The 18,856-nt window shown below is 71.4% G+C and carries 19 protein-coding genes; 11 read left to right on the forward strand and 8 right to left on the reverse strand.

Features of this window, described 5'->3' with window-relative positions; genetic code table 11:
• Positions 1-497 precede the first annotated feature (497 nt).
• From LOZ83_RS14645 to LOZ83_RS14665, 5 genes are all read left to right on the forward strand, one after another.
• A complete protein-coding gene (locus tag LOZ83_RS14645; protein ID WP_255824022.1) occupies positions 498-1,781 on the forward strand; it encodes a serine/threonine-protein kinase in 1,284 nt (427 codons plus the stop codon).
• Positions 1,778-2,899: a tetratricopeptide repeat protein gene (locus LOZ83_RS14650; RefSeq protein ID WP_236791135.1), complete on the forward strand. Its 1,122-nt coding sequence runs from the start codon at positions 1,778-1,780 to the stop codon at positions 2,897-2,899. The genes LOZ83_RS14645 and LOZ83_RS14650 overlap by 4 nt, the downstream gene beginning before the upstream one ends.
• Before the next feature lie 10 nt (positions 2,900-2,909).
• A complete protein-coding gene (locus tag LOZ83_RS14655; RefSeq protein WP_236791136.1) occupies positions 2,910-3,899 on the forward strand; it encodes a hypothetical protein in 990 nt (329 codons plus the stop codon).
• Between the two features lie 149 nt (positions 3,900-4,048).
• Positions 4,049-4,429, forward strand: a complete 381-nt coding sequence (locus tag LOZ83_RS14660; RefSeq protein WP_236791137.1) for a hypothetical protein — start codon at positions 4,049-4,051, stop codon at positions 4,427-4,429.
• Positions 4,430-4,474: 45 nt separating this feature from the next.
• Positions 4,475-5,404, forward strand: coding sequence for a DUF3048 domain-containing protein (locus tag LOZ83_RS14665; protein WP_236791138.1), 930 nt, complete (start codon positions 4,475-4,477; stop codon positions 5,402-5,404).
• A gap of 114 nt (positions 5,405-5,518) precedes the next feature.
• Here LOZ83_RS14665 and LOZ83_RS14670 read toward each other — a convergent pair whose 3' ends face one another.
• The 3 genes from LOZ83_RS14670 to LOZ83_RS14680 all read right to left on the reverse strand — a co-directional run bounded on the left by LOZ83_RS14670 (position 5,519) and on the right by LOZ83_RS14680 (position 9,078).
• Positions 5,519-6,310, reverse strand: coding sequence for a TylF/MycF/NovP-related O-methyltransferase (locus LOZ83_RS14670; protein WP_236791139.1), 792 nt, complete (start codon positions 6,308-6,310; stop codon positions 5,519-5,521).
• Between the two features lie 11 nt (positions 6,311-6,321).
• The gene (locus LOZ83_RS14675; protein ID WP_236791140.1) at positions 6,322-8,136 is read right to left on the reverse strand and encodes a glycosyltransferase; all 1,815 of its coding nucleotides are present in this window, start codon (positions 8,134-8,136) and stop codon (positions 6,322-6,324) included.
• A gap of 282 nt (positions 8,137-8,418) precedes the next feature.
• Entirely contained in the window at positions 8,419-9,078 is a 660-nt protein-coding gene (locus LOZ83_RS14680; RefSeq protein WP_236791141.1) for a GAF and ANTAR domain-containing protein, read from the reverse strand.
• A 268-nt stretch (positions 9,079-9,346) separates the two neighbouring features.
• On the opposite strand from LOZ83_RS14680, the gene LOZ83_RS14685 reads away from it, so the two are divergent.
• On the forward strand, positions 9,347-11,080 hold the full coding sequence (locus LOZ83_RS14685; RefSeq protein WP_236791142.1) for a GAF domain-containing protein: 1,734 nt from the start codon (positions 9,347-9,349) through the stop codon (positions 11,078-11,080).
• A gap of 6 nt (positions 11,081-11,086) precedes the next feature.
• Here the strand turns inward: LOZ83_RS14685 and LOZ83_RS14690 are convergent, their stop codons facing one another.
• Positions 11,087-12,022 (reverse strand): nitroreductase family protein, encoded by a 936-nt coding sequence (locus LOZ83_RS14690; protein WP_236791143.1) that lies wholly within the window; start codon positions 12,020-12,022, stop codon positions 11,087-11,089.
• A 177-nt stretch (positions 12,023-12,199) separates the two neighbouring features.
• On the opposite strand from LOZ83_RS14690, the gene LOZ83_RS14695 reads away from it, so the two are divergent.
• Both LOZ83_RS14695 and LOZ83_RS14700 read left to right on the forward strand, forming a co-directional pair.
• Positions 12,200-13,198: a zinc-binding alcohol dehydrogenase family protein gene (locus tag LOZ83_RS14695; protein ID WP_236792082.1), complete on the forward strand. Its 999-nt coding sequence runs from the start codon at positions 12,200-12,202 to the stop codon at positions 13,196-13,198.
• 92 nt (positions 13,199-13,290) lie between these two features.
• Positions 13,291-13,944 (forward strand): response regulator transcription factor, encoded by a 654-nt coding sequence (locus LOZ83_RS14700; protein WP_236791144.1) that lies wholly within the window; start codon positions 13,291-13,293, stop codon positions 13,942-13,944.
• On the opposite strand, the gene LOZ83_RS14705 is transcribed toward LOZ83_RS14700, so the two are convergent.
• Positions 13,941-14,531: a hypothetical protein gene (locus LOZ83_RS14705; protein ID WP_236791145.1), complete on the reverse strand. Its 591-nt coding sequence runs from the start codon at positions 14,529-14,531 to the stop codon at positions 13,941-13,943. The two genes, LOZ83_RS14700 and LOZ83_RS14705, sit on opposite strands and share 4 nt — an antisense overlap.
• A 183-nt stretch (positions 14,532-14,714) precedes the next feature.
• Between LOZ83_RS14705 and LOZ83_RS14710 the strand changes: the two genes are divergently transcribed.
• Positions 14,715-15,299, forward strand: a complete 585-nt coding sequence (locus LOZ83_RS14710) for a hypothetical protein (RefSeq protein WP_236791146.1) — start codon at positions 14,715-14,717, stop codon at positions 15,297-15,299.
• 36 nt (positions 15,300-15,335) lie between these two features.
• Here LOZ83_RS14710 and LOZ83_RS14715 read toward each other — a convergent pair whose 3' ends face one another.
• Complete coding sequence (locus LOZ83_RS14715; RefSeq protein WP_236791147.1) at positions 15,336-15,947, reverse strand: maleylpyruvate isomerase family mycothiol-dependent enzyme; 612 nt, start codon at positions 15,945-15,947, stop codon at positions 15,336-15,338.
• 75 nt (positions 15,948-16,022) lie between these two features.
• Between LOZ83_RS14715 and LOZ83_RS14720 the strand changes: the two genes are divergently transcribed.
• Positions 16,023-16,442 (forward strand): MarR family winged helix-turn-helix transcriptional regulator, encoded by a 420-nt coding sequence (locus tag LOZ83_RS14720; RefSeq protein WP_236791148.1) that lies wholly within the window; start codon positions 16,023-16,025, stop codon positions 16,440-16,442.
• A gap of 24 nt (positions 16,443-16,466) precedes the next feature.
• Here the strand turns inward: LOZ83_RS14720 and LOZ83_RS14725 are convergent, their stop codons facing one another.
• The gene (locus tag LOZ83_RS14725) at positions 16,467-17,846 is read right to left on the reverse strand and encodes a DUF4389 domain-containing protein (protein WP_236791149.1); all 1,380 of its coding nucleotides are present in this window, start codon (positions 17,844-17,846) and stop codon (positions 16,467-16,469) included.
• 125 nt (positions 17,847-17,971) lie between these two features.
• Positions 17,972-18,364: a DUF5313 family protein gene (locus LOZ83_RS14730; RefSeq protein ID WP_374202663.1), complete on the reverse strand. Its 393-nt coding sequence runs from the start codon at positions 18,362-18,364 to the stop codon at positions 17,972-17,974.
• Between the two features lie 48 nt (positions 18,365-18,412).
• On the opposite strand from LOZ83_RS14730, the gene LOZ83_RS14735 reads away from it, so the two are divergent.
• Positions 18,413-18,856: a MarR family winged helix-turn-helix transcriptional regulator gene (locus LOZ83_RS14735; RefSeq protein WP_236791150.1), complete on the forward strand. Its 444-nt coding sequence runs from the start codon at positions 18,413-18,415 to the stop codon at positions 18,854-18,856.

Genomic DNA, 18,856 nt, shown 5'->3' on the forward strand with positions numbered 1-18,856 from the left:
ATCCGGGCCTAGCTGATTTGTCGGAGGCTGGGGGCACGTGAACTCTGACACGCCGGGAAATCTCTTTGCCGCGCCGGAAACGAGTGGCCCGGCACGGCCGATTGCCATGCTGGGCAACGGGTTGCCGGTGCACGGGGTGGTCCGCGGTGGCATGGGCGAGGTTTTCCTGTGCGGTGACGGCGATTCACCGGAACCGCGGATGGCCCTCAAGACCTTCCAGCAGCGCTTCTTCTTCGACCGCGAGGTGCGTCGAGCGTTTGTCCGGGAAGCGGTGGTGTGGACCCGCCTATCGGGCGAGGCGCATATCCTGCCGGCGGTCGGCATCGACGACATCGACGGCCGGCCCTTTGTGTGGATGCCGTTCATTCCCGCGGGCGAAACCGGTCCGTCTGTCCGCGATCGGCTCCTAAACGGTCCACTCGGGGCCGAGGACGCGCTGTCGGTGGCACTGCAGACCGCGACGGGCATGATGCTCGCGAACCGCGAGGATCCCTGGTCTGGTCCACGGCGACCTGAAACCCGAGAACCTGCTGGTGTTCAAGGACTGGGTGTACATCACCGACTTCGGCCTCGCCAAAGGGATCGCCGACAGGACAGCCGTCGAGTTGGACAGCACCTGGGCCTACCGCGCGCCGGAATGCTGGGACCACCCCTCGACGCCAGCGGCGGACGTCTACGCCTTCGGCACGATCCTGTACGAACTGCTGACCGGCAGGACGCCGCATCTCGCCGACACCAGGCAGGAGTGGCGGTCCGCCCAGCGGTCGGGGGCGATCGCGGTGCCACAGACCGAGGACGGCCTGGAACGCGACCTGCTGGCGTTGGCACCGCGTTGCCTCCAGGTCGACCCGGCTGAGCGACCCGCGGATTTTGAGGCTGTAGAACGACTCGTGCGGGCGGTGGGCGCCTCGCACCGGCCGGAACTCACCGATCGGATCACGCGGTGGAGCGCCGGCGTCGGACAGCTGCTGGACGCCGGACGGTCCGCGGTGCTCAGCAATCTGCTCGTGCGGAGCCTCGCCAGGATGGGCGAGTTCGAACTCGCGCTGGCGGAGATCGACCGAGTGCCGCCGGCGGACCGCACCCCGGTTTTGCTGATGTCGCGCGGCAGTGTGCTGTCGTCGCTCGGGAGGGACACCGAGGCGCTGGCCGAGTTCGACGCGGCACTGGCCGCGGGACTATCCGCCGAGGACAGCGTCAAGTGCCGGAGCGAGTACGCCCTTTCCCTCAACCGGCTCGGCCGCCACCAGGAGGCGGCCGAGCTGTTCATCCGGCTGATGGTGCGGGCGACGCCGCGGCAGCACGCGGAACTCGCGGTCAACCTGGCCACCGTCTACCTCGATGACGACCGGCCACGAGAGGCGTTGCCTCATCTGGTCCGCGCGGCGGCGGAGCAGCCGGACCTCTGGCAGCTGTGGGCGGGCATCGGGCAGGCCCGCGAGGCGCTCGGCGATTTCGGCGCCGCATTCACGGCGTACCACCGCGCGCTCGGCGTGGCGCCGCAGGAACCCCGGCTCCAGATCATGCTCGCCGCGGTGTGCATGGACCACCTCGGTGACTGGGACACCGCGTTCGCGGCGTTGACGGCCGCACACGATCAGGGTTCGTCCTCGGCGGAATGGTTTGTCCGCTATCAGGCCTGCAATCTCCGGCTCGGCCGGACCGAGGAGTTCGCCGCGCTGAACGACGTGATCCGCCGGCAGGTCGGCGACGAGGAGCTGGACCGGCGACTCCGCATGGCGAGCCGCCTCGCACGGCACGACCCGAGAGGAGGCGTATGAGGTTCCCGAAACTGCCGAGGCCCGGGAAACAGGCGGACGCGGGCCGGCTGCTGCCGACGATGCCGTTCATGAACACCCGGTTCTACGTCGAGGCGCAGGCCTTCTCGCTGGACTTCTTCTACGGCCTCGACCTGCCCGACTACGCCGACAAGTTCGAGTGGGGTTTCGCGGAGGCCACCGGTCAGATCCGGGCCCGCCTGCCCATGGCGACGATGCGGTCGACGCCGTTCTACTTCACCCGCTGCCCCGGCTGCGGCGGACATGTGCTGACCAACCGGGACGTCGGCAAGGACCTGAGCTGCCGGTGGTGCGGGGTGTCCGCACCGACCGCGGTGCGCCACGACAAGCGGCTCGACCGCCTCGAAGCGCTGGCGCTCGACAAGCTCGGGAAGCGGGTGACGGACCTTTCCGGCCAGATGTGTGTCGTGATCGTCGATGCGGCGGACGCGAAGCAGGCGAGGCGGGTCCGCTCGATGGGAGCGGAGCTCGGGTTCAGCGAACTCGAGCCGGACAACATGGCCGTGCGGCATCTCCGCGTCGAGGGGTACCGGCGCGGATTGGTCTCGCCGGACGGAGCTTTCCTCGTGGCGTTGCGACAGGTCGCCGCCCCCGGAAGTCGCGGATACGCGGACGAGACTCCCCCGGTGGTCGATCGTCTGATCATCAGACTGCGGCAGGAACTGGGGGCGGTGAACTCCCTTTCGCTGACGTACTCCCCCGACGATGACGACTACCTGGTGCTGCTCTACGAGGGTCGCCACGACGAGGTGCTCGCCGGCCTGCGGGCACGGGTCGCCGAGAACCCGGTCAAGGAAGAGACGATGGCGCTCCTGGGCAGAATGCTTCTCCAGCACGGCTCCGACGCCGAGGCGGAGGAGGTGATCAGCCGGGGAGTCCGGCTGTGGCCGGCCGGCGCGGACTGGTGGCGGCTGCTGGGTGAGCTCCGGCTGAGGTCCGGCCGGTTCGGCGATGCGGCGGAGTCGTTCGAGCGCTCGCTGGGTATCGATCCCCACCAGGCCGACGCCATGGCGCTGCTCGCCCAGTGCCACCGCGAACTCGGCGACGTCGACCGGGCCGAGGCTCTCGAAGCGCGAGCCAGGACCATCGGCTGGGGGTAGGTGCGGAAACGTGATGGAACTCGTGGTGACCAAGCTCGCCGGCTCGCTCGCCAAAGAGCTCGCCGGCCCGGCCCGGCGCAAGCTGACCGACCTGGCGCTGGGCGAGCGTGACAGCCGGGCGCTGGAAGACGTGTGCCGTGGCGCGTTGTGGCGTGCCGTGTACGAGATGGAAGACGACGGCGTCGGTCGTGCGGAGCTGGAGCACACGCTGGGCCTGCTGGAACGCCTGGTCGCGGACGTGGCTCCGGCCGACATCCCGTCGTTGATCACGACGGAGTCGCCCGACGCGCCAACCCTGGCGCGGTGGCGGCGTCACGCCCGGGAGCTCGGGCTGGATCCCGAAACCTTCCCGGTGCCGTTCGACACCGTCGTCGCGCGCACGCTCCGGCTCATTCCCGAGGAACTCACCCGCGTCGCGGGCAGGCCGGACAATCCGCTGTTCGGGCAGGTCGTCCTGGCCAGGCTGGAACAGCTGGGCGCCAACCTCGCCGCGGTGAGCATGCACGACGGCCTGTCGAGGCTGGTACCGCTGTCGGCCGGGCTGCGGGAGGTGCTCAGCCACCCCTACGAAGCGTGCCGGGCGTCCGGGCGGGCGTTCGTGACCCCGGATCTGTTGCTGGCACTGGCTTCGACCGAGCCGGTGGGCTCGTGTCTGGCGGCGGCGAGCCCGGGCCTGGACGCCCGGCTGGTCGCCCAGCTCCGCGAGTACCTCACGACCACCGACACCGGACCGTTCCAGCCCTTCGACTGGGACGAACGCGCGGACGTGCTTCGCGCGCGGCAACTCGCGTGGGCTGCCCAGGTACCCGCCGTCACCGGGTTGTTCATGCTGCGGGGTGTGCTCGACACCCCGTCGAACACCCGCCGGCAGCTCGCCGCGTGGCTCGGCCCCGTGTTCGACCGGCTGTGCGACCTCGCCCGGACCCGCAGTCGCGCCACGGCCACCCCGTCCGGCACACCCGGTTTGATCTTCCCGGGGCCGGGGGGAGCCCTCGACTGAGGTTCCCCCGCCCGCGCCGGGATGGCGGTGATTACCCCACCGAGGTAGCGGGCCGCGGAGTGAGGGACTAAGTTTCTCGCGAACCTGGTGAAGGACCTGCCCGGTCCCGATCCTGACCGTCCTTTGTGGACTCGTTATCGAGGAGCGGCGTGCCGACGAGGACCCTGTCGCACGGCGAATGCGTCCGGCTGATCCGCGCCCCCGCGCGCTACCGGCCCGTCCTCGCGTCGATCGACGGGCAAGATCCGGTACCGCTGACGTGTTTCGTGCTCGACGAGGGTGACCTGCTGGTCCCGGCCGGCCGGGACCGGGAGCTGGTCCGCCGCGCGATCGGCCGCACCGTCGCGATCACCGTCACCCAGCGGAACCTGCACGCACCCGGCGGCTGGACGGTGACCGGGATCGGGCTCGCCCGCCCGCTCGTCGCGGCCGACCGCCCGGACCCGCTGCCCCGCACCACGGTGCCCGAAGACTTCGACGCGGGCCTGCGCGTCGTGATCGCCCGGCTGACCGGCGCGGAAGAGGTCTGAACGGCGGCTTGCGGGGCTCTACCCCACGGTCCACAATGGACAATTGTGCGCCGTAAGCAGGTGATCTGGGTGGTCGCGGTCGTCGTCGTGCTGGTCGCCGCGGCGGTCGTGGCGGTCCTCGCGCTGCGGGGCGGGCCGGCGGCGGCCCCGCCCGAGCAGGCCGGGTCCACCGGCCCGGTGCTGGTGGTGAAGATCGACAACGTGGACGAGGCGCGGCCCGCGACCGGGCTCGGCTCGGCCGACGTGCTCTACGTGGAGCCCGTCGAGGGCGGGCTGACCCGCGCGGCGGCCGTGTTCACGGCTAACCGGCCGGACGTGGTCGGTCCCGTGCGCAGTGCCCGGGAGACGGACTTCGACCTGCTCGCCCAGTACCGGCATCCGGTGTTCGCGTACTCCGGCGCGGCACCGGAGGTCGTGCAGGCGCTGCACACGCCGCCGCTGTCCGCGCGCGTCGTCAATGCCTCGCCGGACGACGTTCCGGCCGCCTACTTCCGCCAGCCCGGCAAGGCGGCGCCGCACAACTTGTACGCGCACGCGGCCGCGCTGCCGACGAGCGACGGCGCCCTGCCCGACGCGGTGCTGCCGCGCGGCGCGGCGCCCGCCGGCGGGACCCCGGCGACCGATCAGACGGCGGCTGTCGGCGCGGCCTCCTTCGCGTTCCACTGGGCTGACGGGCGCTGGCGGATCTCGATGGACGGCACCCCGTTCACCTCCACCGAGTCCGGGCAGCTGACCGCGTCGACGGTGATCCTGCAGCGGGTGACCACGACGACCAGCGCACTCGGCGGCAACGGCGCTTCACCGCTCGTGCATACGACCGGCACCGGCGAGGCGACGATGTTGCGCGACGGGCAGTCGTTCCACGGCACCTGGTCCCGCCCCTCGGCGGACGCGGGCACCACCTTCACGACCGACAGCGGCGCGCCGCTCCCCGCGTCCCCCGGCCAGGTCTGGGTCCTGCTCATCCCGGCGTAGCACTCGGCGTCCCGAACGTAGAACTCGCCGTCCCGAACGTACGACTCGGCGTCTCGAGTGTCGGACTCGCGGGGAGCCCGGCGAGTCCGACACTCAGGACAGCGAGTTCGGCACTCAGGTGATGCGGAGGGCGAGCTGCTCGTTGTTGGACGTGTAGCAGAGGTACTCGAACGTGATGCCCGTGCGGGCGACGAACTCCTGCCACGCCTGGTGCTCGTGCTCCTCCCAGCCCGGGTAGTTGAAGTACTCGTCGAACAGCACCACGCTGCCCGGGCGCAGCCGGTCCCCGAGGTGGTCGAGCACGGTCACGGTCGACGAATACAGGTCGGCGTCCAGGTGCAGGAACGCCACCGGACCCGGATGGGTGGCGGCGAACTCCGGCACGGTGTCGGCGAACCAGCCGACCACCAGCTCCGCCCCGTCGACCTCGGGCAGCTCACCGCGCCGGTGGAACGCGCCCGCCGGGATGTTGGTCCGCCACGCCTCGGGCAGCCCCTGGAACGAGTCGAACCCGTAGATCTCGCGCCCCGGCAGCGCCGCCGCGATCGCCTTGAGCGAGGTGCCGCTGAACACGCCGAACTCGCACACCATGCCCTCGTCCGGGGTGAAGGAAAGGCTGTGCTGCAACGTTTCCATCGGGTGCGGGAAGCTCGCCACCCTGGGCAGGTGCTGCCGGACGAACCGGTCGGCACTCGCGACCGCGGCGCGCTCCCCCGCCGCGTAGATGTCGCGCCGCGAGCGGAACTCGACCTCCCGCACCAGGTCGGCGAGCCGCGCCGATTCGTCACGCAGGTCCCGCCGCAGCTCGTCGACCAGGGCTTCGAGCCGGGCGTAGTGCCGGTCGGCGCTCTCGTCGACGACCCGGGCGAGCCTGGTCCGCAGGCCCTCGCGCAGCCGCTCCAACATAAGAAGTCCCCTCAATCCGTTTCGAACAGCCGTGACCAGTTGGACCGGCTGGTGAGCTCGGGCATCGCGTCCCGGTACCGGCGGCCGGCGTGCCGCCCCTCCCGCAGGAACCGCGCGATCACCCCGGTGCCGTGCGTGGCCAGCGCGCGCAGCACCGCCGGGTCCCGCTCGCGCAGCCGCACCCCGTTCTGCGCCGGGTCGGTCACGACCGCCTTGTCGTACAAGGAAACGTGCCACCACCGGTTGTGCCGGGCGGCGATCGTGGCGGCTCCCCGGGTGCGGCCCAGCAGCTGGTACACCGCCCGCTTGGTGAGCACCAGGCTCGGCTTCGACGGGGTCGGCTCGGGCACCGCGACCGGCAGCACGGGCGCCCCGCACAGCGGATGCACCACGGTTTCCGGGTACTCGGCGCGCAGCTTGCGGATCGTCGCGACCGCCTGCACCCCGCCGTCCCCGAGCACCTCCGGGCCGCGCAGGAAGTCCTCGACCGCGGCGATCAGCGTGCGCGCCAGGCCGTACCGCATCGAGGTCAGGTACCGCCACAGCTCACCGAACAGGAACCACGCGGTGCCCTTGATGTCGAACTCGCCGTGCAGCGCGCTGACCACGAGCGCGTTGCGGAGGCTGAAGTAGCGCGACCAGTCGTCCCAGTCCTTCCACGAGAAGTCCGCGTGCCACACGCCGGCCCCCGCGAGGGTGACGGTCGGGAAGCCGGCGGCGCGGGCCCGCAGCCCGTACTCGATGTCGTCCCACTGGAAGAACATCGGCAGCGGGTAGCCGACGCCGCCGAGCACCTCGGGCGGGATCACGCACGACCACCACGCGTTGTACTCGGCGTCGACCCGGATCTCCTGCCGGGACTTGGTCATGTCCGCGTCGTGGACCGCTTCGGTCACGGCCCGCCCGGCCCGAAGGTGGGCGAGATCGGTGCGCTCCGCGCCGACGTGCAGCCGGTCGGGATGCAGCAGCTGCAGCATCTGCCCGCCGACGATCGTGGGCCGCGCGGCGTGCGCGGCGAAGGCCAGCATCCGCAGCACCGTGTCCGGCTCGGGCACGATGTCGTCGTCCATCAGCAGCACGTACGGCCAGCTCTCCGGCTCGCCCGCGGTCGCCTCGCACAGCCCACGGGTGAACCCGCCGGCACCACCGAGGTTGGGCTGGCGGATGTAGTGCAGCGCCTCGCCCAGCTCCTCCCGCGCCGCGGCGAACCCCGGGCGCGACGAGACCGCGTCACTGCCCTGGTCCACGACGTACACCGCGTCCAGCGCGGCCACGCATTCCCGGTCGGCGGCCAGGATCCCCAGGGTCGCCACGCAGTCGTCGGCGCGGTTGTAGGTGCAGATCGCGATCGCCGCGCCGCGTTCCGCGGCCGGGGCCGTGACCTCCCAGCGCACATCGCCGGCGGTCAGCGGCCCGGCGTCGGTGGTGCTGAACTCGAGCCAGAGCGCCCCGCCGTCGGCGAACTGGTTCAGCCGGGCGTGCAACTCGCACGTCTGCGCGCCGGGCGCGTCCACCCGGACACTGTCCACCGCCCTGGTCAGCCCGGCACTGTCCGAGGCCAGCAGCCGGATCCGGCCCGTGCCCTCGGCCCTGACCCGCACGCCGACCTGCTCGGCGGTGGTCCAGCGCTGCCAGTAGCTCGCCGGGAACCGGCCGAAGTAGGTGTTCGTGCCGACCCGGGCGTTCGGCTCGACGCGAACGCGCGGCCGCTCGGCGACCGCCGACCCCAGTTCGGTCTCGTAGTAAAGCTCTTCGGGCTCGAGATCCCGTGGTGGCGCGAAGAACGTCCGCTGCACCAACCGGGCGGACCGGGCTCTTCCAGTCATGGCTTTCACACTCACACTCCCCTGCGGGCCCGGCGTCCGGCAGTCCGCAGGTTGGGGACCGCGACCGGGCCATGCTCGTCGGCACCGGAGTCGTGCGATGCCCCCTCGCGTCCGGTGCCCAATAGCGTGCCAGCATCCGCGCCGCCCGGCATGTCGAACTGGTGGGTTACACCTGGTCCGGTGGTGTGGTGCCGGGAAGATGCCGAGGTCAGCCCGCTGGTTGCCCGAATCGGGCAAATCAGCTGAGATCGGATGGCGCGGCGAGCGCTCCCCCGTCCGCGGTCAGGGCGCACTCCCTCGCCCCTGCCGGCGGAAACCGTTGGTGCTGTGGTCGAACCGCAGCCGCCGCTCGACGACCGCGCGCGCCACCGCGGTCAGCGGCTCCTCGTTACGGAAGGCGTGCGCGCGCAGGCGGACCAGCGCGTCCAGCACCGGCACGCCGAGCTGCACCGAGAGGATCCCGGCCGCCTGGTGCACCTCGGAGTGCCACAGCGCGGGCCGGTCGGCGCCCTGCTCCCCGGCCTCGGTCGCGGTCGGGATGCCGCCGAGCTCGTCGAGTACCAGCAGCAGCGCGGCGTCCGCGTACACGACCGCATCCATGAGCTCCTCGATGTCGGGCTCGCCGGGGGTGTCGCGGTACAGGTCGAGCACGCCGACCTTCAGCGCGCCCAGCGCGAGCGGCACGCTGTACATGCTCCGTGTCCCCCGCCGCGCCGCTTCGGGCGCGAACATGGGCCACCGGCGCGCGCTGGCGTCCGACGTGAGATCCGCCGCCAGCACCGGCGCGCCCGAGTCCAGCGCGTCGCGGCCCGGCCCGTCGCCGAGGGTCAGCTGCAGCTCGGTCAGTACCCTGGCGCGGTCACCGGTCACGTACACCGGCTCCATCGTGTCGACTTCACTCGCCAGCACCAGCGCCACACCGCTGAGGGAAAACGCTGTCACACAAGCAAGACACGCGTGCCGGGGGGCCAGCCGCTCGCGCCGCGTCCGCGCGCACAGCGACACCGTGGCCCAGACCCGCATCGCGCGGTCACGATCCACTCGATCGTCCATTCCCGGTGGCGCGCCGGGCGGGTGCAGGACAGGCCTTCGCCCGACATCCGGTTCATGCTCGCGACCATGGGCATGGGGCCGATAGAGCAAAAAGGCCCTTAGGCCGTGAGTGGTTGTCACCCTGGAGAAACGGGACCACCGGTGCCAAGCTTGCCCCATGGCGCACCAAGACCGTGGTTCCGGCGAGGGGACGCCGTCCCTGCGTGGCACCTTGTCCCAGCTACGGCTGCGGGAGCTGCTGGTCGAGGTCCAGGAAAGCGTCGAGCAGCTCGTCGGCGCCCGCGACCAGATGGACGGCCTGCTCGAGGCGATGCTGGCGGTGGCGGGCGGATTGGAGCTCGACGCGACCCTGCGGCGCATCGTGCACGCCGCGATCGACCTGGTGGACTGCCGCTACGGCGCGCTCGGCGTGCTGAACGCGGACGGGGTCGGGCTCGCCGAGTTCGTCTACGAGGGCATCGACGAGGACACCCGCACGCGCATCGGGCACCTGCCCGAGGGGCACGGCCTGCTCGGCCTGCTGATCGACCAGCCGAAGCCCATCCGGCTCAGCGATCTCGCCCGGCACCCGGCCTCCTCGGGGTTCCCGGCGAACCACCCGCCGATGCGCAGCTTCCTCGGCGTCCCGGTGCTGGTGCGCGGGCAGGTCTTCGGAAACCTCTACCTCACCGAGAAGTCCGGCGGGCAGCCGTTCACCGAGGACGACGAGGTCGTGGTGCAGGCGCTGGCCGCGGCCGCCGGCATCGCCGTCGAGAACGCGCGCCTGTACGAGGAGTCGCAGATGCGGCAGCGCTGGCAGGAGGCGACCAGCGAGATCCGCGCCGAGCTGCTGTCCCCCGCCCGGCCGGAGGAGGTGCTCGATCTCATCGCGCACCGCACGACGGTGCTGACCGGCGCGGACTACACGCTGGTCGCCCAGCCGGAGGACCCGGAGCTGCCGACGCCGGAGGTCGAGAACCTGGTCGTCACGGTGTGCGAGGGCCTGGACCCGGCCGGCCTGCGGGGCAAGCTGATCACGGTCGCGGAGTCCAGCTGCGGCGAGGCTTTCCGCGACGCGTCGCCGGTACTGACCGACCGGCTGCGGTGGAATGTCACGACCGACATCCCGGAGGAGTTCGGGCCGGCGATGGTGCTGCCGCTGCGGGCGTCCGCCGACACCGTGTCGGGGGTGCTGGTCGCGTTGCGCCGGGCGGGCGGGGAGCGGTTCGGTACCTGGCAGGTGCCGCTCGCGGCGTCCTTCGCCGACCAGGCCGCGCTAGCCCTGCAACTGGCCGACGACCAGCGGCGGCTCTACCAGCTCGAGGTGCTCGCCGACCGCGACCGGATCGCCCGCGACCTGCACGACCACGTCATCCAGCGGCTGTTCGCGCACGGTCTCGCGCTGCAGAGCACCCGGCTGCGCACCCGCTCCCCCGACATCCAGCGCCGGCTGACCGACGCGGTCGAGGACGTGCAGAACATCGTGGCCGAGATCCGGACCGCGATCTTCGACCTGCACGGCGGGCTGCCAGGCACCACGCAGCTGCGCAAGCGGCTACACGAGATCATCGCGGAGGTCACCGCGAACTCGGGCATGCAGTCCACCGTCCGGGTCTCCGGACCGCTCGGCGTCGTGTCCGCGCCACTGGCCGAGCACGCCGAGGCGGTCGTGCGGGAGGCGGTGACCAACGCGGTCCGGCACTCCCGGGCGAACACTCTCACGGTCACCATCTCCGTCGGCGACGACCTCGTCATCGATGTCACCGACGACGGCCAGGGCATGCCGGAGCCCGTCGCACGCAGCGGGCTGCACAATCTCGCCACCCGCGCCGACGAAGCCGGCGGCTCGTTCCGCATCGAGGCGCCCGAGGCCGGCGGCACCCGGATCGTCTGGAGCGCGCCGGTCTCCTAGCGCCACTCACGAAGGCGCGCCGGTGGTCCGCGCGGCGCGCGCGGCGATGGGGGGCGCGGTCACGGGATAGCCGAGGCGCAGGATCGCCTGCGGGTGGCCCGGCAGCCCGAGCCGCTCGATCAGGCCGGCCCGGACCTCGGGCAGCTGCAGCGGCTGGGTCAGCACCGACCCGGCGAGCCCGCGCGCGACCGCGGTCAGCCAGACCTCCTGCAGCGCCACCCCGGCGAGCAGGTGATCGCGGCGGCTGTCATCGTCGGTGAGCACGACCAGCAGGCACTCTTCGCGCAGCCGCTCGGTCAGGGTGAGCACATCGGGCACCCGCGTCTGTGGCCGTACCAGCCCGCCCCACGGCAGGGTCGGCTCGTCCGGCAGCGGCTCGCGGAACTGGTCGGACCACGCCTGCAGCTCGCGCTGGTAGGCACGGTCGCCGCGCAGCATCGAGGCCGTGTAGCCGAGCAGTTCGGCGAGCGGCGGCGCGTCGGACCAGCGCAGCGCGTGAACGCCGGTGCCCTCGGTGACGTCGGCGCGGATCAGTTCCCGGACTTCCGTGGCGGGCACCGGGTGCAGCCCGAACGGCGCGCGGTAGCTGCGCCGCCGGAAGATCGCGGTGTACCGGACCACCTCGGACTCGCTCGGCTCACCGTGTTCGGTGGCCACGATCCGGGCCACCAGGTCGGCGCGAACCGGTTGCGGGAACAGGGAAACCTTCACATCCCAGCCCAGTGCCCTGACCGCGAGACGCAGGTTGGCCAGCGCCGCGCCGCACGAGATCGTCCGGTCACGGCCGCCGGGATCGTGCCGGGGCAGCCACGCCTCGGGCCGTTCGAACAGGTCCACCCCGTCCACGCGCATCTCCAACGCCCAAGGCCGGGTGTTGTGCACTGACGGTGCCCGCTCGGCGGCGCGCGCCAGAACCCCCACCTCGGTCGCCGACCATGTCATGGCCGCCACCCCCTTCCGCTTTCGTCTGCTGACCAGGTTTCCTGCCGGCGCGCGGCCGCGAGTAGAGTCGACCGGCCTCACGGCGAGGGGCTTTGGGTGCCCGGATGCCATCCCGATCAGGGCCGTTCGGCCCTGGTCCCCTGGCCGGCGAGCGCTGAGGCTGGGGGCATGACCGACATGCGGGCCTGGCGCGTGGAGCGGCCCGGGCCGCCCGCTGCCCGCAAGTTCGAGCGGCACCGCGAACCCGTGCCGATCCCCCGCCCCGGCGAACTGCTGGTGCGCGTGCTGGCCTGCGGGGTGTGCCGGACCGACCTGCACGTGCTGGAGGGGGACCTGCCGGTGCACCGGCCGGGCGTGGTGCCCGGGCACGAGGTGGTCGGCGAGGTCGCCGGTGTCGGCTCCGGGGCCGCGGAGTTCGCGGAGGGCGACCGGGTCGGGGTGGCCTGGCTGCGCGGCACCTGCGGGGAGTGCCGGTACTGCCGGTCCGGCGCGGAAAACCTTTGTCCCTACTCGGTTTACACCGGCTGGGACGCCGATGGCGGGTACGCCGACTACACGACCGTGCCCGCGGCTTACGCGCACCGGCTGCCTGACGGGTACTCGGATGTCGAGCTCGCGCCCCTGCTGTGTGCGGGGATCATCGGCTTCCGCGCGCTGCGGCGGGCCTGGCTGCCCGCGCACGCGCGGCTCGGCATCTACGGGTTCGGGGCCAGCGCGCATCTCGCCGCGCAGGTCGCGCTCGCCCAGGGCGCGACCGTGCACGTGCTGACCCGCAGCGCGGAAGCGCGGCGGCTGGCGCTGGAGCTCGGCGCGGCGTCGGCGGGCGACGCCGCGGACCCGCCGCCCGAACCACTCGACTCGGCGATCCTGTTCGCGCCCGCGGGTGAGCTGGTGCCGCCCGCGCTCGCGGCCCTCGACCGCGGCGGCACGCTCGCGATCGCCGGGATCCACCTGAGCGACATCCCGTCGCTGAACTACCAGGAGCACCTGTTCTCCGAGCGCCAGCTGCGCAGTGTCACCGCGAACACCCGCCAGGACGCGCGGGACTTTCTCGCGTTCGCCGCCGAGCACCGGCTGCACGTGGTGACCACGCCGTACGCGCTCGATGACGCCGACCGGGCGCTCGCGGATCTCGCGGCCGACCGGGTCACCGGCGCCGCCGTGCTGACGCCGTGATGACCTTGGTCCTCAGCTGTGGGGACCTAACGACCCGTCGCCAGGGCCCCCTGACCCCTTAGCCTCTGGGCCGAGGACGAAAGGTGTGAACCTTGATCACGGTGTTTCTGGTGGACGACCATGAAGTCGTCCGACGTGGAGTGGCCGGGTTGCTGGAAGCGGACCCCGGACTGACCGTCATCGGCGAAGCAGCCACCGCCGCACACGCACTCGCCCGGATTCCCGCATTGCGGCCCGACGTGGCGCTGCTGGACGTGCGGCTGCCCGACGGCAACGGCGTCGAACTCTGCCGGGAACTGCGCTCGCGGGTACCCGAGCTGAACATCCTGATGCTCACCTCCTACACCGACGAAGAAGCCATGCTCAACGCCATCCTCGCCGGCGCCGGCGGCTACGTCATCAAGGACATCCAAGGCCTGCAACTGATCTCGGCCGTGCACGAGGTCGGTTCCGGCCGCTCGCTACTGGATAACCGCGCCGCCGCAACGCTTATGGCGAAGCTGCGCGCCGACGCGACCCATGAAGGACCGTTGTCCGAACTCACCCAACAGGAACGCATGCTGCTCGACCTGATCGGCGAAGGCCTGACGAACCGCCAGATCGCCGAACGTATGTTCCTCGCGGAAAAAACTGTGAAGAACTACGTCTCCCGGCTGCTCACGAAGCTCGGCCTCGAACGCCGCACGCAGGCCGCCGTGCTCGCGACGAAGTTGCACGAACGGCGACCTGCCGGCGAATCCCGCTAGAACCGCTTCAGGTCGCGGCTCAGCTGCCGCCATTCGCCCGCGATGTCGTTGCCGCGCCGCCGGTCCAGCATCCGCCGCGTGCCCCAGAACGCCAGCGCCAGCACGCCCAGCATGCCCGCCCAGGCCAGCACCGTGACCCCGCACGCCGCGCCGAGCGCCCCCGCCCGCGTCAGTGGTGCGGGCACCGGGTCGCCCGCCCGGTCGATCCAGATGTCGGTCCGCGTGCCCGCGTCCGTGCCGGCGGTGACGTAGATGTCCCCGGTGCGCTCGCTCCCGTCCGGCAACCGCCAGGCGGCCCGCACCGGAACGTCCGAACCGGTCATCCGGACGCTCGTCGTCTCGGTCGTGTCGGCCAGCACCACCGCCGTGGTCTCGGTGCGGCTCGCCTGTTCGGCGGCGGCCTGGCGCGCCGCACCGGTGTAGACCTGTCCGCCGACGGCCAGCGCGGCCGGCAGCATCGCCAGCGACAGCAGGATCGCGAAGGCCGCCGCGAGCACTTCGATCCGGTCCCACCGCGTCGCGAGCGGACTGTGCCGCGAGCGGAGCCAGCGCACCTGGCGTGCGATCCAAACCGACTTGCCGTCCATCCGGACGCACCTCCCTCCATCCCCCCGATCAATCTCGCAAACGGCGGCATGGACCACTAAGGGCCGAGAGTCCCCGCCGGCACAGCGAAAGACCCCATCCGCGGTCCGGGACCTTGTACCCTGTGCGGCCCTCCCCCGGTGCGGAACGCTCGGACCACCGAGAGGGAGACGAGGTGGCCGCACGTGTCCTCCGACCACGGCGAGCGGACCCTGCTGGACAAGTTCGCGCCGGACCGCCAGTTCGTATTGACCGAACATCTGGTGATCGAGGCGCCGGCCGCGGTCACCTTCGCCGCGGTGGAGCACCTGCGCGGCGGGAACCCGGAATCCCCGACGCTGCGGGTGCTCACCCGGACGCGGGTGGTCCCGGCCCGGCCGCGCCAGCAGGGCCCGGCGTTCGAAGAGATCCTGCGCGGCGCGCCGTGGGTGTCACTCGGCGAACGACCCGGCCGCGAGATCGCGTTCGGCGCGGCGGGCCGGTTCTGGACGCCGCTGCCGATCTGGCACGAGATCACCGCGGACGGGTTCGCGCACTATCAGCGGCCCCGGTCGGGCACGATCGCGCTGTCCTTCGCGGTGCTCCCCTACCAGCGGCGGCAGAGCCTGCTGACCTTCGAGACGCGGATGTGCGTGGCCGACCCGGTGTCCCGGCGGTGGGCCGAACTGCATTGGCACAGCATCAAACCCGCCGCGCGGACGGTCGCCCGGCAGCTGCTGCACGCCGTCAACGACGAGGCCACCGGCGGTCGCCGCTACGCGCGCAACTGAACGGTCACCGCGCGATCCTGGTCACCGCGATCCCGATCACCGGGCGATCCCGGTCAGCCGGGACACCGTCGCCGTCCGGCCGGCCAGCAGCATCACGACCGCCTCGATGGGGCCGGTGATCTCCTTGCCCTCGCCCGCGGTCCAGTCCGCGTCCGTCGCGACGAAGCGGTGTCCCGCCCATTTTCGGCGGGCGTGGAAGGGAAAACCGAGGTCCCACAGGTGTTCCGCGGACGCGACCGCCGCACCGGCGGGCATCGGGTGCCGGCGGCCCAGCGGGATGGCGATGTCCTGTGCGTGCACGTGGACGTCCATCAGCGCGTTGTCGAGACTCTGGCCCGGCGCGAGCCGCCGGGAGCCGACCGCGTCCCGGATCAGCCCGATCAGCTCGTCCCGGGACCGGCTCGCCGCCAGCTCCTTCGCGCTCGCATAGACCATCCGATTGAAGCTGCCCCGGGCCTTGATCATCGCCTTCACCACCGCGCCGGCGGTGAAGTGCGGGCCGGCCGTGAGATGGGCCGCGACGTCGAGCACCGTCCAGTTTTCGCACAGCGACGGCGACGCCCACTCGGCGTCCGACAGCTGGTCCAGGAGATCGGCCACCCGGCCACGTTCGGCGTCGACGGCTGCCCATTTTTCGTTGTGATCCATGGAGACCTCGCCTGGATTTGGTACGATGTCCTGACTACTTTAATCAGTGTCTCTGACCATAGTCAAGGAGCGCCGGTGAACATCGGACTGCTGCTCTACATCCCGTACCGCCACCTGGAGAACCGGGTGCTCGACGCCATCGACGCGGCGGGCTTCGACGTCACGGTCTCGCAGGCGCGGGTGCTGCAGCGGGTCGCCGAGCACGGCAGCCGGCTGACCGAGCTCGCCGAGGCGGCGCAGGTGACCAAGCAGACCGCGGGTTTTCTCGTCGACCAGCTGGAAAAGGCGGGCCTGGTGCAGCGCGTGCCGGACCCGACGGACGGGCGGGCACGGCTGGTACGGCTGACCGACAAGGCCCGGGAGGCGGTGCCGGTCGGCACCGCCGAGATCGAGCGCATCGAAGCGGAGTGGGAACAACACGTCGGCAAGCGGAAAATGGCGCAGCTGCGGGAAACCCTGCAAAAGCTGTGCGAGATCACGGATCCGTACCGCTGACCGGAATCGTCCACACTGGACGGTTCACTGGAGTTGTGGCTGCCGCGACGCGCGATGGATGGGGACGGCGATCAACGCGACACCACCGGCGAGCACCACGACTCCGGCCGCCAGGAAGCCGCCCGCGATCTGGCCCAGTGCCGGCGCGGTCGCGCCGACCTCGGCCCGCACGTCCAGCCCGGGCGCGCCGTTCGCGTGCATCACGACGACCGTCCAGTCACCCGAGCGCATCGGCCAGGACACCGTCTGGGTGCCGGTGCCCGCGGCCTGCGCCGTCCAGATACCGGCGTCCTGCGGCGGGGCCGGCGGTTGAATTCCACTGTGGACGGTCTGGACGCGCGAGGACACGTCGTTCACGGTCGCGTAGCTCACCCCGGCCAGGTAGCGGTCGACACTCGCCGACGGTGCGATGCCCAGGAACACCGCCTGCGCCGGATCGAGCGACTCCGCCCGGACGCGCACGTCCCCGACGACGTTCGCCGGCGGCACCGCGCCGGTCAGCACCACCGGCTCGGTGGTCAGCGCGTAACCGCTGGTGGAGAACGTGTTCGAGGCGGTGAGGAAGCCGTCCGCGTCCCGGTCGGAGCGGTCAGCCCACAGCACCGTCGCGCCGCCGGTGAGCAGGCCCATCGAGATCAGCGCCAGCACCGCGCCCGCGACGACGGAGGTGATCCGGCCGCCGGTCCACTGGTGTCGGGGCCCCGGCTCGTCCGCGGCGGGATGTCCGGGCAGCGGCCCGGCGGGGTCACGGCCACCGAGGTCCATCCGGAACGGCGGGTAGGCATCGGTCATCAGCGCGGCGTACGCGGCGACCCGCACCACCCAGCGGTCCATGCCGAGCACGAAGTCGAAGACCGGCCGGGGATAGGAGCCGGTGAACAGCAGGATGACGCCCGCGACGAAGACGAGGATGCCGACCAGGCCGCCGGCCGCCCAGTCGAAGTTCCCGGTGCGGTCGCCCCACGCGTACCAGATGCCGCCGCCGACGAACAGCCCGACGATGATGTACTGCGGGATCGCCAGCAGCCACCATTTCACCAGCACCAGCCCGCGCGAGAGGTGTTCGGGATAGTCGACCTGCAGTCGCGCCGGGTACTCCGGGATGTCGGCGAGGGTGAACGGCGGGTACTGGTCGGTGCCCAGCGCCGCGTAGGCGTAGTAGTGCACGCGCCAGCTCCAGCGCAGCACCCCGACGTTGAAGTCGAAGATCGACCGCGGGTACCGGCCGGTGATCAGGATCGCGAAGAACGCGACGATGGTCAGGATCCCGAACGCCAGCCACAGGAACGCGAGCACGACGTAGTGCGGGATGACGAGAAGCCACTTCACCAGCCACAGCCAGCGGGACAGCGCGGGATCGAGCGAGGCCTCGACACGTACCGGATAGGGCGCGGGTGTGCTCATCCCGACCGCCTCCTTCGCCTGGTCGTGCCCGGCCAGGTGACCGGGTCTCCCCGACCGTGCGCGCCGCGCGCGGACGGGACCAGGCACGAAGGTCACCGGTACGTAAGGACTTCCGCCCTGATCGCCTACTCGTGCGGGGTGCGGTACTGGGCGATGTAGCGCTGACGGATCGCCTCGTCCTCTTCGGCGTGTGCCTCGGCGCGGACACGTTTGCCGGTGCCACGCGGATAACCGTGCTTCGCCAGCCGGTTCTCGGCCGCTTCCTCCATGTAGACGAAGGAGTAGAAGTAGCCGACCAGCCCCGCCATCAGCACCAGCGCCAGCCGCAGCAGCAGCGGGCCGGGCAGCAGCAGCCACACCAGCATCAGCGGCCCGATGAGCACCGTGGTGCGGGCGGTGTGCCGCCAGACCCAGGTCGTCGAGGTCGTGTCGTGCAGAACCCATTCGCGGCACCGGTCGGGCAGGCGGCCGCCGAGGGCGTACCAGACCCACTGGGCCGGGTTCGGTCGTTGTCTCACGCTGACGATAGTAGACTAATATTTAGCACACTAACCATTGGAGTGACGATGACGACGATCGACCTCGGGCCGGATCCGCTCGCCCTGGACCGACAGGTGTGCTTCGCGCTCTCGCTGGCCTCGCGCAGCGTGATCGCGATCTACCGCCCGCTGCTCAAGCCGTACGGCCTCACGCACCCGCAGTATCTGGTCCTGCTTGCCTTGTGGGACAAGGCTCCCCGCACGGTGAAGGACCTGTGCGAGACGCTGCGTCACGATCCCGCGACGCTCTCGCCACTGCTCAAGCGCTTGGAAGTGCTCGGCTACCTGACCCGCGAGCGCAGCCGGTCCGATGAGCGCGCGCTGACCGTCGAGCTCACCGAAGCCGGCCGCGAGTTCCGCAAGGAAGCGGAAAAAATCCCGTACCGCGTGGTCGAGGAGCTCGGCATGGACCTCGCCGAGCTCGAACAGCTGCACGCCGCCCTCGGCCGCGTCCTGGCGGCCACGGCCTGA

Source organism: Amycolatopsis sp. GM8 (genome assembly GCF_021653975.1).
Classification (GTDB): domain Bacteria; phylum Actinomycetota; class Actinomycetes; order Mycobacteriales; family Pseudonocardiaceae; genus Amycolatopsis_E.

What these genes read in the sequence shown, in the direction of transcription:
- LOZ83_RS14690 (WP_236791143.1), bottom strand. Translation starts at nt 12,022, where the DNA reads ATGACATGGTCGGCGACCGAGGTGGGGGTTCTGGCGCGCGCCGCCGAG.
- LOZ83_RS14735 (WP_236791150.1), top strand. Translation starts at nt 18,413, where the DNA reads ATGACGACGATCGACCTCGGGCCGGATCCGCTCGCCCTGGACCGACAG.
- LOZ83_RS14685 (WP_236791142.1), top strand. Translation starts at nt 9,347, where the DNA reads ATGGCGCACCAAGACCGTGGTTCCGGCGAGGGGACGCCGTCCCTGCGT.
- LOZ83_RS14695 (WP_236792082.1), top strand. Translation starts at nt 12,200, where the DNA reads ATGCGGGCCTGGCGCGTGGAGCGGCCCGGGCCGCCCGCTGCCCGCAAG.
- LOZ83_RS14650 (WP_236791135.1), top strand. Translation starts at nt 1,778, where the DNA reads ATGAGGTTCCCGAAACTGCCGAGGCCCGGGAAACAGGCGGACGCGGGC.
- LOZ83_RS14675 (WP_236791140.1), bottom strand. Translation starts at nt 8,136, where the DNA reads ATGACTGGAAGAGCCCGGTCCGCCCGGTTGGTGCAGCGGACGTTCTTC.
- LOZ83_RS14705 (WP_236791145.1), bottom strand. Translation starts at nt 14,531, where the DNA reads ATGGACGGCAAGTCGGTTTGGATCGCACGCCAGGTGCGCTGGCTCCGC.
- LOZ83_RS14670 (WP_236791139.1), bottom strand. Translation starts at nt 6,310, where the DNA reads ATGTTGGAGCGGCTGCGCGAGGGCCTGCGGACCAGGCTCGCCCGGGTC.
- LOZ83_RS14715 (WP_236791147.1), bottom strand. Translation starts at nt 15,947, where the DNA reads ATGGATCACAACGAAAAATGGGCAGCCGTCGACGCCGAACGTGGCCGG.
- LOZ83_RS14725 (WP_236791149.1), bottom strand. Translation starts at nt 17,846, where the DNA reads ATGAGCACACCCGCGCCCTATCCGGTACGTGTCGAGGCCTCGCTCGAT.